The 13,433-nt window shown below is 65.4% G+C and carries 12 protein-coding genes; 8 read left to right on the top strand and 4 right to left on the bottom strand.

Annotation, left to right across the window (positions count from 1 at the left end):
* Positions 1–3 precede the first annotated feature (3 nt).
* Genes C7441_RS01260 through C7441_RS01270 form a run of 3 tightly spaced genes read left to right on the top strand, consistent with a single transcriptional unit; the run spans position 4 to position 2,760 of the window.
* Complete coding sequence (locus C7441_RS01260) at positions 4–825, top strand: ABC transporter permease (protein ID WP_109611368.1); 822 nt, start codon at positions 4–6, stop codon at positions 823–825.
* Entirely contained in the window at positions 822–1,799 is a 978-nt protein-coding gene (locus C7441_RS01265; RefSeq protein WP_109611369.1) for an ABC transporter ATP-binding protein, read from the top strand. The genes C7441_RS01260 and C7441_RS01265 overlap by 4 nt, the downstream gene beginning before the upstream one ends.
* Positions 1,792–2,760, top strand: coding sequence for an ATP-binding cassette domain-containing protein (locus C7441_RS01270; RefSeq protein WP_019173274.1), 969 nt, complete (start codon positions 1,792–1,794; stop codon positions 2,758–2,760). The genes C7441_RS01265 and C7441_RS01270 overlap by 8 nt, the downstream gene beginning before the upstream one ends.
* A gap of 138 nt (positions 2,761–2,898) precedes the next feature.
* Here C7441_RS01270 and C7441_RS01275 read toward each other — a convergent pair whose 3' ends face one another.
* Entirely contained in the window at positions 2,899–4,866 is a 1,968-nt protein-coding gene (locus C7441_RS01275; RefSeq protein ID WP_244916022.1) for a heavy metal translocating P-type ATPase, read from the bottom strand.
* Between the two features lie 119 nt (positions 4,867–4,985).
* On the opposite strand from C7441_RS01275, the gene gnd reads away from it, so the two are divergent.
* A complete protein-coding gene (gene gnd / locus C7441_RS01280) occupies positions 4,986–5,999 on the top strand; it encodes a phosphogluconate dehydrogenase (NAD(+)-dependent, decarboxylating) (protein WP_109611371.1) in 1,014 nt (337 codons plus the stop codon).
* Positions 6,000–6,026: 27 nt separating this feature from the next.
* On the opposite strand, the gene C7441_RS01285 is transcribed toward gnd, so the two are convergent.
* The 3 genes from C7441_RS01285 to C7441_RS01295 form a co-directional block, all read right to left on the bottom strand.
* Complete coding sequence (locus C7441_RS01285) at positions 6,027–6,488, bottom strand: hypothetical protein (RefSeq protein ID WP_244916023.1); 462 nt, start codon at positions 6,486–6,488, stop codon at positions 6,027–6,029.
* A 164-nt stretch (positions 6,489–6,652) separates the two neighbouring features.
* The gene (locus C7441_RS01290) at positions 6,653–7,390 is read right to left on the bottom strand and encodes an SIS domain-containing protein (protein ID WP_109611373.1); all 738 of its coding nucleotides are present in this window, start codon (positions 7,388–7,390) and stop codon (positions 6,653–6,655) included.
* A 161-nt stretch (positions 7,391–7,551) separates the two neighbouring features.
* On the bottom strand, positions 7,552–8,439 hold the full coding sequence (locus tag C7441_RS01295) for a LysR family transcriptional regulator (RefSeq protein ID WP_019172416.1): 888 nt from the start codon (positions 8,437–8,439) through the stop codon (positions 7,552–7,554).
* 208 nt (positions 8,440–8,647) lie between these two features.
* On the opposite strand from C7441_RS01295, the gene C7441_RS01300 reads away from it, so the two are divergent.
* From C7441_RS01300 to C7441_RS01315, 4 genes are read left to right on the top strand one after another with little or no spacing between them, the layout of a single operon-like run.
* Positions 8,648–9,451 (top strand): ABC transporter ATP-binding protein, encoded by an 804-nt coding sequence (locus C7441_RS01300; RefSeq protein WP_244916024.1) that lies wholly within the window; start codon positions 8,648–8,650, stop codon positions 9,449–9,451.
* Complete coding sequence (locus C7441_RS01305; RefSeq protein ID WP_109611374.1) at positions 9,441–11,402, top strand: AMP-dependent synthetase/ligase; 1,962 nt, start codon at positions 9,441–9,443, stop codon at positions 11,400–11,402. Before C7441_RS01300 ends, C7441_RS01305 begins: the two co-directional genes overlap by 11 nt.
* 4 nt (positions 11,403–11,406) lie before the next feature.
* Entirely contained in the window at positions 11,407–12,285 is an 879-nt protein-coding gene (locus C7441_RS01310; protein ID WP_019172418.1) for a branched-chain amino acid ABC transporter permease, read from the top strand.
* 1 nt (position 12,286) lies between these two features.
* Positions 12,287–13,360, top strand: a complete 1,074-nt coding sequence (locus tag C7441_RS01315; RefSeq protein WP_019172419.1) for a branched-chain amino acid ABC transporter permease — start codon at positions 12,287–12,289, stop codon at positions 13,358–13,360.
* Positions 13,361–13,433: the final 73 nt, after the last annotated feature.

The following is a 13,433-nucleotide window of genomic DNA, read 5'->3' on the forward strand; positions in this document are numbered from 1 at the left end:
GCGATGGGCCTGAGACTCAATCTGGTGATTGGCGGCGTGCTGTGCGCCCTCATCATCTCCGCGGCGGTGCTCGCGCCCTGGCTGGCGAACTACAACCCGATCCTGGACGCCGACCTGATGAACGCGGAGCTGCCGCCGGATGGCGAATTCTGGTTCGGCACGGATGCGCAGGGGCGCGATGTCTTCACGCGCATCCTTTATGGCGCGCAGGTGTCGCTCACCGTCGGCATCGGCTCGCAGCTCATCAACACCACCATCGGCCTGATCCTCGGCATTTCGGCAGGCTATTTCGGCGGCTGGTGGGACGATTTCGTCAGCGGCCTGACCAACCTGATGCTGTCCATCCCCTCGCTCATTTTCGCGCTGGCGATCATGGCGGTGCTCGGCCCCGGCCTGCCCAGCCTGTTGATCGCGCTCGGCCTCACCAACTGGTCGTGGACCTGCCGCATCGCGCGCAGCTCCACGCTGTCGCTGAAGAGCCAGGGCTATGTGCAGGCGGCCAGGACGCTGGGCTATGGTGATGCCCGCATCATGGCCACACAGATCCTGCCCAACATGATCGGCCCCGTGCTGGTCATCGCCACGCTCGGCATGGGCGACGCCATTCTCGCGGAAGCAGCGCTCTCCTATCTCGGGCTCGGCATACGGCCGCCGCAGCCGAGCTGGGGCAACATGCTGACCGACGCGCGCGAGTTGATCGTGATCGCACCCTGGGCGGCAATCTTCCCCGGCATCGCCATCTTCCTCACCGTGCTCGGGCTCAACCTGTTCGGCGACGGCCTGCGCGACTGGCTGGACCCGCATATGAGGACGCGCCGGGCATGAGCGAAGCACTCCTCGACGTCAAGGATCTGCGCATCGACATCGTCGCCGGCAGCGTCGCGCACAATGCGGTGGAGAACGTCTCCTTCACAATCGGCCGCGGCGAAACCTTCGGGCTGGTCGGCGAGTCCGGCTGCGGCAAGAGCATCACGGCACTTGCCATGATCGGCCTGCTCAAGCCACCGCTGACCATTTCGGGCGGGTCGATCCTGTTCAAGGGACAGGATCTGCTCGGCCTCTCGGCGCGCGAGATGCGCAAGCTGCGCGGCAACCGTATCGCCATGATCTTCCAGGAACCGATGACCGCGCTCAACCCGCTCTCGCCGGTGGGGCGGCAGATCGCGGAAATGTTCGTGCTGCATCAGGGCGCGACCTGGCACGAGGCGGAGAAGAAAGCCATCGAGGCGCTGGCCAGCGTGCAGGTGCCGGCGCCCGACCAGCGGGTGAAGAACTATCCGCACCAGATGTCGGGCGGCATGCGCCAGCGTGTGATGATCGCCATTGCGCTGGCCTGCGATCCGGACCTGCTGATCGCCGACGAGCCGACCACTGCGCTCGATGTGACCGTGCAGGCGGAAATCCTCAAGCTCATGCAGGAACTGTGCGACGCGCGCGGCACGGCGGTGCTGATGATCAGCCACGACCTTGGTGTCATCGCCAAGATGTGCAGGCGCGTCGGCGTCATGTATGCCGGCCATATGGCCGAGGAGCGGCCGGTGGCGGATGTGTTCCGCGCGCCCGCGCACCCTTACACGAAGGGGCTACTCGATTCGCTGCCGCGGCTCGGTTCGCGCGGAAGCCATGGCCGCAAGCGCCTGCAGGAGATCGAAGGGGTGGTGCCATCCATCGCCGATTTTCCGGCCGGTTGCCGTTTCGAGCCCCGCTGCGGCCGCGCGACCGGAATTTGCGTGAAGCAGAAGCCGGCGGAGGTCGATCTCGGCAATGACGGTTTCGTGAGGTGCTTCCACCATGAATGATCAGGCCGAACCGCTGCTGCGGGTCGAGGACCTCAGCGTTCATTTTCCGGTGCAGGGGGGCGTGTTCAGCCGCTCGCGCAGGCTGCTCAGGGCGGTCAACAATGTCAGCCTCAGCCTGAACAAGGGCGAGTGCCTGTCGGTGGTGGGTGAATCCGGATGCGGCAAGTCCACGCTGGCGCTGTCCATCGTCGGGCTGCAGGCGCCGACCTCCGGCTCGATCTATTTCGAGGGCAAGCCGATTACCGGCGCCACGCCGCCATCACGCATCGAACGCGCGCGCATGGCGCAGATCGTTTTCCAGGACCCCTACGCCTCGCTCAATCCGCGCCAGACGGTGTTCACCTCGCTTGCCGCACCGCTGCGGCTGCACGGCATCGGTGGAAGCGAGGCGGAAGATCGCGTGGCGGAAATCATGCGCCTGGTCGGCCTCAAGCCTGATCAGGCGCGGCGTTTCCCGCACGAGTTTTCCGGCGGCCAGCGCCAGCGCATCGGCATTGCCCGCGCTTTGGTGCTCAACCCGAAGGTGGTGGTGCTGGACGAGCCGGTCTCGGCGCTCGACGTGTCGATCCGCGCGCAGATCATCAACCTGCTGCTGGAACTGAAGGAGCGGCTGGAACTCTCCTACATCATGATCAGCCACGACCTCAGCGTGGTCGAGCATATGAGCGACCGCGTGGCGGTGATGTATTTCGGCCAGATCGTCGAAACGGGAGCGTGGGACAGGATTTTCGCGAGCCCCACGCACCCCTATACGCGCCGCCTGATCGGCGCGATCCCGGATCCGTTTGCCGAACTTTCCGGCACGAGCCTCGTGGACGAGGCGATCGCGCCGCCGCCGCCGGCGGGTTTCGATTTCTATCCGAAGGAATTCGGCAAGCACGATGTCTACAGCCTGCCACCGGCCTCCCAGCTTGTCGCGATAGAGGACGACCATCGGGTGCGGCTGGTGCCGGCTGCATAGATCATGTTGCGGCCAGGCGGGGTCGCCTGGCGTCGCACACATGCGGCAAAATCAATTAGACAGACCATGACGTCGTCCGAAACCGCTGCACGCTTTTCGCTGATGCGGTCCTTCGGTTCGGCATCATGGTCTGAGCGATCAGCCGGCCGCCTGTTCGCCGGTCTGCCGCGGCGGGTTTGCGACAGCGGCCGCCTTGCCGCCGGGCGTGGAGCCGGACGGCCCGATCAGGGCGCGCAGCGCGTTGAGGATCACGGCAATGTCGATGACCTCCTGCAAGAGCGCGCCGGCAACCGGGGTTATGTAGCCGAAGGCGGCTGCTATCATGGCGATGCCGGAGAGCCCGAGGCCGACGACGATGCTCTGCATGGCGATGGCGCGCGTGCGCAGAGAGATCGAATAGGCTTCCGCCACGCGGTCGAGCCGGTCCACGAGGATGACGATGTCCGCCGCCTCGGAGGAGGCGGTCGCGCCGCGCGCACCCATGGCGATGCCGACATTGGCGGCTGCCAGCGCGGGTGCATCGTTGATGCCGTCGCCGACCATCATGGTCGGCTGGCGCGCGCTTTCGACCTCGACCGCCGCGACTTTTTCGGCCGGGCTCTTGTCGGCAAAGGCTTCGTCGAGACCGAGCGAGCGCGCCACCGTGTAAGCGGCTTCCGAATCGTCGCCAGTCACCATGATGATGCGCGAGACGCCCGCCTCGCGCAGTCGCGCCAGTGCCGTCGGGGTATCCTCGCGGACGGCATCGGCCATGATGACGATTGCCGAGAACCGGCCGTCGATCGACAGGTAAACCGACAGGGCCGAGCGATCCTCCGCGGCCGCCGCAGCCTCTTTCGCCCAGTCCGGCAGAGGCGCGCCGCCCAGCACAAGTGAGCGCGTCCCGGCTTTCAGGCGCCTGCCTTCGACAAAACCCTCGATGCCGGAGCCGCGAAACTCGCGCACCTCGCGGGGGTGTGAAAGTGTCTTTCCTCTGCCGCGCACGAGGTCGATCAGGGTCTGGGCCAGCACATGGTGCGAAGCTTGTTCCAGCGAGGCAAGCAGGCGTAAAGCCTCGTCGGCCGAAACCCCCGGCGCGGTCGCGAAAGCCGTCAGTCGCGCGCCGCCCTCGGTCAGCGTTCCGGTCTTGTCGAAGATGGCGGTGCGAATTTGCGAAAGCGCTTCGAGCGCGGCACTGCCCTTCATGAGGATGCCTTCGCGTGCCGCGCGCGACACGCCGCCGATGAAGGCAACCGGGGCGGCCAGGATCAACGGGCAGGGCGTGGCCACCACCAGCACGGCCAGAGCCCTTATGCTCTCGCCCGACAGCCACCAGGCAAGGCCCGCCACGATCAGCGTGGTCGGCAACAGGAACAGCGCGAAGCGATCGGCGACGCGGATGAAGGGCGCTTTCGCGGTCTGCGCGGCCTCGACCATCCTGATGATGCCGGCATAGGTGCTTTCGCTTGCGGATGCGGAGGCATGCAGCCGGAAGGCTTCGCCGGCATTGACGGTGCCGCTGCGCAGAAGCTCGCCCTGCGCGCGCGTCACCGGCAGGGGCTCGCCGGTCACAGCCGATTCGTCGATCGAGGCGTGGGGATCGGCAAGGTAGCCGTCCACGGGCAGCAGTTCGCCGGCCCGCACCAGCAACTGGTCGCCAGCCTGCACCTCGTCCACCGAAATGTCGGTCAGCACGTCTCCCAGCCATTTGTGCGCCACGCGCGGCGTCCGGTCGCGCAGGGATTTGAGGTCGCGCTCGGCCTTTCCACGCGCATAGTCCTCCAGAATGTTGCCGCCGGTATACATGATGGCGACGACCACGCCCGCGAGCGGCTGGCCCATCACAATGGCGGCCGTCATGGACACCAGGGCAATGGCGTCCACGCCCATGCGGCCTATGAGGAAGTCGCGCACGATCGAATAGGCAAGAGCCAGGATGACCGGAACCGTCGCCACGCTCCAGATCAGATGGGCATCGACCCGCCATCCCCCAAACGGAGCGAACAGGCCAAGTGCCAGGCCCACTACCGCAATGGCGAAGAAGGTGAGGTGGAAAGCGCGTTCGGTCATCTTTGCCGCGAGGTTTCGTTGCAACTCGGCCAGCGGGCCAGGCAAAGATGATCGCATGGCCTTTCCGAGAATCCCATGGCCACTAACTTATCTGCGGTTACAGCAACTGCAACCGCAGCCGCAGCCGCCGGGACAAGTGCGGCAGGCTGGCCGGGTGGTCATGGAGGGATATTCCGATGCAGCTTGGCGTGGTCGGACTTGGTCGCATGGGAGGCAATATCGCGCGCCGGCTGATGCGGGCGGGGCAGAATTGCGTGGTGTTCGACACCATCAGCATGCCGCGCGAGGCTCTGGCGAAAGAGGGGGCGATCGCCACCACGTCACTCGCCGCCCTGGTTGAGGCGCTCGGCGAGAAACCGCGCGCGGTGTGGCTGATGTTGCCTGCCGGTCAGATCACCGAGGATGCGGTTGCCGAACTGGGCAGGCTGCTGGACACGGGCGACATCGTCATCGATGGCGGCAACACCTTCTACAAGGACGACATCAGGCGTGCGAGGACGCTTGCCGGCAAGGGTATCCGCTACATCGATTGCGGCACGTCGGGCGGCGTCTGGGGGCTGCAACGCGGCTATTGCATGATGATCGGCGGTCCGAAGGAAGCCGTGGATCATCTCGACCCGGTCTTCGCCGCCTTGGCGCCGGGAATGGGAGATATTCCCCGCACGCAGGGACGCGGAAAGCGCGATCCGCGCGCCGAGCGCGGCTACATCCATGCCGGGCCGGCGGGGGCGGGCCATTTCGTCAAGATGGTGCATAACGGCATCGAATACGGGCTCATGCAGGCCTATGCCGAGGGCTTCGACATATTGCGCAATCGCGATTCGGCCGACCTGCCGGAAGACGAGCGTTTTTCGCTCGATCTGCCGGATATTGCCGAGGTCTGGCGACGCGGCAGCGTCATCTCGTCATGGCTGCTCGATCTGGCGGCCATCGCGCTGGCGAAGGATGCGGGCCTGGGCGACTTCTCAGGCTACGTTCAGGATTCCGGCGAAGGTCGCTGGACGGTCGAGGCCGCGCTGGAAGAAGCCGTGTCGGCCGATGTGCTTTCGGCGGCGCTTTTCGCGCGGTTCCGCTCGCGCCGCGAGCATACTTTTGGCGAAAAGATACTGTCGGCCATGCGTTTTGGCTTCGGCGGGCATATCGAGGGCGTCGAGCCGACCGATCCGGAACCCGACCCGAGATCGTCATGATCCGACATGCCGCAAGGCAATGGGGCGTTACTTCGACAATTGCGCGGCGGCGCGCGACGACACCGTTATCCTGTCGAGGCAATCCTGCACGGTTTTGCCGTCAGCCTTGCAGTCGAGCACGCCATTGACCAGCACGCTGCCGATGCCATCGCAACGCAGGTCTTCGAGGTCGAAGCTCTTGACGTATTTCCGGCTTGCCGGAAGCGGGCCGAGATCGAGCGCGATACGCCGGTCGATCACGCTGTCGGGGCGAAACAGAACGAGGTCGAGTTTCAGCACGGAATAGGCCGTCGCGGTCGGGTTGTTGGCCACGATGTAGGCGCGGCAACCCGCGCCGTTGTCCTCCAGCTTGTTCAGCTCGACCGAAATGTTCTGCGGTGCGGGCTGGTTCTGGGCATGCGCTGCCGGTCCGGCAACAAACATGCTCAGCGCCATGCAGGCGGATGCGACGGCAAAATGCCGGCATGGGCGTGGAAGACGTGCGGCCATGCTGATTTCCCTCGGTGGAAGCGGCTTTGAGCGCCTTCAAAGCCGGATTTGGAGGGGAATATTTCGCGGCAGCCGGTTTCGGCAAGAGTGGGGGACGCGATCTTCCGGCCGGTCTATGCTTCGGACGGGCGGCCGGAAGCTGCGATGTTTCCCCTGAATGCCGCTCAAAGATGACGGTTGCGCGGGCGATAGCGGGCGACGAGCTTCTCGTTGACTTCCTTTGCGCCGGGCATGTTGGCGCTCAGATAGATCGGCGCATCCGCTCCCGACGATTGCAGGCGCACGGCGACCTCGGCAAACACGGCATTCATCAGCGCCGCACCTATGGAGGTCGAGATCGGCCCGACGCGCAACTCGCTGCCGGGCACGCTCATCGTGGCGTCGCCGGGAGGGGCGCCGTTATCGAGCACGATGTCTGCCACGTCGGCTACGCGGGTGCGGCCGCGCGCGGCCTGTTTCGAGTATTCTTCCGAGGTGATGGCGATCACGGTCGCGCCGCGCGCCTTGCCGAGCTGCGCGGCCTCGACGGTGGCGGTGTTGACGCCGCTGTTGGAAACGATGATCAGCACATCGTCGGGGCTCATCGGATAGTGCTCGAAGACCGGCACGATCACGCCGGGCATGCGCTCGAACGTCGTGCTGGCGACCGCGCCTTCATGAACCATGAGCGGGGTGGACAGGACCGGGACGGTGAGCGCCAGCCCGCCGGCGCGGTAATGCGCTTCCTCGGCCATCGTGTGGCTGTGCCCGGTGCCGAAAATATAGACCAGACCGTCGGCCCTGGCCGTGCGCTCCACCGCATCGGCCGCATCCGCGATCGCATCCGCATTCTCTACCAGCAGGCGTCCCATGCGGGCGGTGAGATCGGCCAGATAGGCGGCGGCAGTCGGCGTCTTGGTCATCGCATTCTTCCCGGATTTTCGTTTGGCACGCGCCGCCAGGCAGTGGTCGCGACGGAGCCCGCTACGGGTATGATCCACCACATGCGGCAAGTGTAAAGCACTCCGGCAATATTATCCCGGAACTTTGCCGGTAAGACGGGCAGGAGCGCCTTGCGACAAGCCTATGCCATCGCCTCGCCCACCATCTCGATCAGTATCTGCGCCAGCGGGCCTGGCGGACGCTCGATGGGCCACACCACGCCGACCGTGCGTGTGGGATGGAGCTGGGCATCGACGCTGCGCAGGATCCTGACCGTGCCGTTCCTGATCTCCTCCTCGAAGAAATAGCTGGTGGCGAAGGACCAGCCCAGCCCGTTGCGGATCATCAGGCGTATCTGCTCCAGGTCGTTTGCGGTCCACACATCGGAACTGAAGGTGCGCCCGCTGCGCTCCATGTCCACGCCATAGGAGCCGATATAATAGATCTGCCGCGCGGCCTGGAAATCCGCCATGGTCAGCGGCCCCTCCTTCTGCGCCAGAGGGTGGCTGGAGGCAGCGGCGGGGCTCATGGCGATCTGCTGGAAGGAGCGGCCCTCCATGCCGAGCGGCAGCGCCGCCACCAGCGCCAGCGCGAAATCGACATGGCCTTCGCGCAAATCGTCCCACAGCGTGTTGAGCGAGCTGGTGAAGAATTGCAGGCGCACGCGCTCGTGCTGCGCGGCAAAGAGCTTGAGCGCCTTATGCAGCGGCGATTGCGGAAACAGCACGTCCACGGCGATGCGGATGCGTGTTTCCTCGCCCTTCTCCAGCGAAGCGGCATGGAAGGTGAAGCGGCGCGCATGCTCCATCACCGCGCGGGCCTCGGCGTAAAGCGCGCGGCCACGCTCGGTCAGTTCGGAGTGCTTCGGCCCGCGCTCCAGCAGCGGAAAGCCGCAATAGGCTTCGAGCTGGGCCAGCGAATAGCTGATGGAAGAGACGGCGCGGCCAAGTTCGCGCGCAGCCCCTGAAAAACTGCCCCGGTCGGCGACCGAGATGAAGGCGGTGAGGTGATCGACAAGGTTCGGGTGCATTCAGGTTTTTCGAACAAAGTTTCCGATACTTTCCATATTACCAGAAAGCTCTTAGGCTGCTAGCGTCACGATCGGGTCAAGCGACCATAGCCTTGTTGTAAGCTTTGGGAGGAGCGAACATGAGGAAGGAGCACAGCAGGGCGGGGGTGAGCGGCGGTGCCATCCGTCGCGTTTCCGGCACGGTTTGCTCGCGTCCGGGTCCTGCCGCATGAAGCAGGAGCGCATGGCCGCCGCCCGTGAGCCGGTTCTTGTCTGCGAGAATGTCAGCCGCTGGTTCCAGGGCGTGCATGCGCTCAAGCATGTGTCCGTTTCCATCGGCAAGGGCGAGATTTTCGGCCTCGTCGGCCCCAACGGGTCGGGCAAGACCACGCTGGTCAATGCCATCACCGGCTTCTACCCGCCGCAGGAAGGCCGCATCCTTTTCGAAGGCCGGCAGATCAGCGGCCTGAAGCCCTACCGCATCGCCGAAAGCGGCATTGCCCGCACCTTCCAGAACGTCGCGCTGTTTCGCGGCATGAGCGTGCTCGACAACATTCTCATGGGCCGGCACATCTTCATGCGGCCCAACCCGCTCGCCTCGCTGTTCTACTGGTGGTGGGCGCAGCGCGAGGAGATCGCGCACCGCCGCAAGGTGGAGGAGGTGATCGACCTCCTGCAGCTTGAAAGCGTGCGCGACGAGCATGTCGATGTCATTCCGCTGGGCCTTCAGAAACGCGTAGAACTGGCGCGCGCGCTGTGCGCCGAGCCGCGCATGCTGGTGCTGGACGAGCCGATGGCCGGCATGAACCAGGAAGAAAAGGAGTATATGGTCCGCTTCATCCTCGACGCGCAGGAGGCGCTGGGGCTGACGGTCCTCATCATCGAGCATCACATGGACGTGGTGACAGCCATCTGCGAGCGGGTGCTGGTGCTCAACAACGGCTCGCGCATCGCCGAAGGTCCGGCGCGCGAGGCGATTTCCGATCCGCAGGTGGTCGAGGCCTATATCGGAAAGGCGCGCCATGCAGCTTGAGGACATCAGGACCGCCGCCGAATCCGCTGCCCTGCACCCGAACTGGAGGGAAGGCGACCATCTGCTGGCGCTTCTGGCGAAGAACGCCGGGGAACGTCCCAACGAGGTCGCCATGCGCGAGCGCGACCACGGCATCTGGCAGGAATATAGCTGGGCCGACTATCTCGACATCGTCGTTTCCTTCGCCGCCGGGCTGGAGGAAGCGGGTGTGACCGCGCATGATCTCGTGGCCGTGATCGGCGACAACCGTCCGAACCTCTATTTCGCCATGCTGGGCGCGATCTGCCTGCGCGCGGTGCCGTCTCCGGCCTACCCGGACGTGCCGCCGGAAGAGCTTGCCGGCCAGTTGCGGCGCGAGGGCATCCGCGTGGCTGTGGCCGAGGATCAGGAGCAGGTTGACAAGCTCTTGCTGGCGCGCCGCAGCCATCCCGACCTGCAGCTCATCGTCTACGACGATCCGCGCGGCCTGAGCGGCAAGGACCAGCCGGAAGGCACCGTGTCGTTCGAGACGCTGCTGGAGCGCGGGCGTGCGCGGCTGAAGCGGGAGCCGGGCCTGAAAGACGACCTGCTGTCGCGGCCGAGCGTGCACGACGTGGCGATCCTGCTGCACTCTTCCGGCACCACCGGCGTGCCCAAGGGCGTGCCGCTGAAGCACGGCCATCTCATTTCGGGTGTGCGCAACGCGGCGGCTGCCGGCTATTTCCGGCAGGGCGAGGTGCATATGGCCTATCTGCCCATCGCATGGGTCGGTGATTTCACCTTCTCGGTCGCGGCGGCGCTGGAGCTGCGCTTCGTCGTCAACATTCCCGAGGCGCAGGAAACCGCGCTGCACGACATGCGCGAGATCGCGCCCACGCTCTATTTCTGCTCGCCGCGCGCCTGGTCGGCCATGCTCACGCGCATTCAGGTGGGTATTGCCGAAACCACCCGCTTCAAGCGCTGGCTCTATGACCGCTTCATGCCGTTCGCGGTGGAGATGGAGCGCGCGCGCCTCGACGGACGGCAGCCCGGTGCCCTGCAGAAGCTGCGCTATGCGCTCGGCAGCTTCCTCATCTATGGGCCGATCAAGGATCATCTCGGCCTGTCGCGGGTCGAGCGCGCCTATACGGCCGGGGAGGCCATTGGCGAGGACGTGTTCCTATTCTTCCGCGCGCTGGGGCTCAATTTGCGCCAGTTCTACGGCCAGACGGAAAACTGCGCGCTGGCTGTCGCCCAGTCCCCGGATGACATCAGCCTCACCTCTGTGGGGCGTCCGTTCCCCGGCGTGGAGGTGAAGATCGATGACAGCGGCGAAATCCTGCTGCGCGGCGACAATATCTTCGACGGCTACTACAAGGACCCGGAAGCCACCGCCAAGGCGCTGCGCGGCGGGTGGCTGCATACCGGCGATGCCGGGCAGTTCGACGATGATGGCCAGCTCGTGGTGCTGGGCCGCGTTTCGGAAGTGATGCACACGGCCTCCGGCACGCGCTACATCCCGACCTATCTGGAAAACCGACTGAAGTTCAGCCAGTTCGTCAAGGATGTCTGCGTGGTCGGCTCCGGCCGCGATTTCCTCTCGGCAATCGTCTGCATCGACCTGCAGGCGACGGGACAGTGGGCGCAGGAAAACGGCGTCGCCTACACTTCCTATGCCGAGCTGTCGCAGAGCCCGGCGATCTACGATCTGGTGCAGGGCATCATCGCGCGCCTCAACGCAGCCCTGCCTTCGGGGCTCGCCATCAGCCGCTTTGTCAATCTGCACAAGGAGTTCGACCCCGACGACGGCGAGGTGACGCGCACGCGCAAGCTGCGCCGCGACGTCATCGACGAGCGCTATCGACGCATCATCGAGGCGACCTATACCGGCGACCGGGAGATCGAGTTCGAGGCGCAGATCGCCTACGAGACCGGTCAGACAGGCGTCATCACCCGAAAGCTGACCATTCGCACGCTGGGCGAGGGAGCCTGAGCCGATGGAATATTTTATCGAACTCGTGGTCAACGGCGCGCTTACCGGCCTGATGTACAGCCTCGTCGCGCTCGGCTTCGTGCTCATCTACAAGTCCGCCGGCGTGCCCAATCTTGCGCAGGGCGCCATCGTCATGATCGCCGGCTATGCCGTCTGGCTGCTCTATGCGTCGGGCCTGCCGCTGGTGGTGGCGGTGGTCGTCGCGGCGGCGGTCATGTTCGGGCTCGGCCTGCTCACCGAGCGCTTCCTGCTCAGGCGCATGGTCGGCCAGCCGATCATCATGATCGTCATGCTCACGCTCGGCCTTGAGATATTCCTGCGCGGATTCGGTCCCGGCCTGCTCGGGGCGGCGCCCAAGTCGCTCGACATCGGCATCGGTCTTGCGCCCATCGTGGTGGGCGACGTCTTCATCAACCGCGCCTATCTCGTCGGCGGCATCGTCGCCATCCTGCTCATCGGGGCTTCGCTGCTCTTCTTCCGAACCCGCCTCGGCACCAAGCTGCGCGCCGTCTCCGACGATCATATTTCGAGCTGGGCGGTGGGCATTTCGGTGGAGCGCGCCATCGGCATCTCCTGGGGCCTGGCCGGCATCACGGCGGTGGCGGCCGGCACGCTGTGGGGTTCGGTGCAGGGCGTAGACTGGACGCTCTCCACGCTGCTGTTCCCGGCGATCGCAGTGGTCATTCTCGGCGGCATCGATTCCATCTGGGGCGTGCTGGTGGGCGGCCTTCTGGTGGGCATCCTCGGCAGCGTCATCCCCGGCTATGTCGACGCCGTCGTCGGCGGCGGCACGCGCGACGTGGTCACCTCGCTCATCATCCTCGTCACCATCATGATCCGCCCCTACGGCATTTTCGGCCGCGAAGACATCGAGAGGATCTGACATGTTCTATCGCCTCGCCGGTGTCCATCACACGCGCTACGAACAGGCCCGCGCGCTCTGGCCGGTCCCGGCCGACCGCTGGCAGGTCCTTGTCATCGCGTTGCTGGCGCTGGCCGCCCCCTTCTACCTGTCCGACCTCTATCTCGGCAGCTACATGCTGCCTTGGCTGATCTGGAGCGCCGGCGCGCTGGCGCTGACGCTTTTGATGGGCATGGCCGGCCAGCTCCATTTCGGCTTCGCGGCGGTCATGGCGATCGGCGCCTACAGCTCCATCCATCTGGCGCGGCTGGGCATCCCTTTCGAACTGACGCTGGTGGGGGCGGGGCTCGTTTCGGCCGTCATCGGCTCGCTGTTCGGCGCTGCGGCACTGCGGGTGAAGGGGCTCTATCTCGTCATGGCGACGCTCGCCATGCAGTATCTGGTGGACTGGGTCATCATCAACGTGCCGGCCATTTCCGGCGGCGCGCAGGCGACCTTGCGCACGCCTGCCGTGTCGTTCCTGTTCGTGCCGCTCGAAAGCCTCACCGCGCGCTATTATCTGGCGCTTGCCTGGGTGGCGCTGTCGGCGGTGTTCTTCCTGAACGTGAAGCGCACCAGCTTCGGCCGCGCGCTGGTGGCCATCCGCGACAAGGATTTCGCCGCAGCCGTCATCGGCGTCGACCCGTTCCGCTACAAGCTGATGGCCTTCTTCACCTCGTCCTTCATGGGCGGCGTGACGGGGGCGATCCTCGCCTTCTGCTACTATCGCGCGGTGACGCCGGAGCAGTTCTCCTTCAACGTCTCCATCCAGCTCGTGGCGATGGTGCTGGTGGGCGGCCTCGGCAGCGTGGTCGGCGGCTTCCTGGGGGCTGGCTTCGTGCTGCTCATCCCCATCATGCTCACCAATTTCGTGGCCGGGCTGGCCGCGTCCGGCTGGCTGGCGGTGTCGTCCAACCTCTTGTCGCATCTGCCGCTGATGATCTACGGCGCGCTGATCATCGGCTTCCTGCTGTTCGAGCCGCTGGGGCTCGCCAAGATCTACGACAACATTCGCAAATATTTCCTGGTCTGGCCGTTCAGGCATGCAAGGAGCTGACGACGGGACACGCCGGAAAGCGGCGCGCGCAGCAGCGCGCCGGGAATTTGGGACAGGGCAATCAGTGGAGGAA

This window comes from Pseudaminobacter salicylatoxidans, assembly GCF_003148475.1.
GTDB classification, from domain to species: Bacteria; Pseudomonadota; Alphaproteobacteria; order Rhizobiales; family Rhizobiaceae; genus Pseudaminobacter; species Pseudaminobacter salicylatoxidans.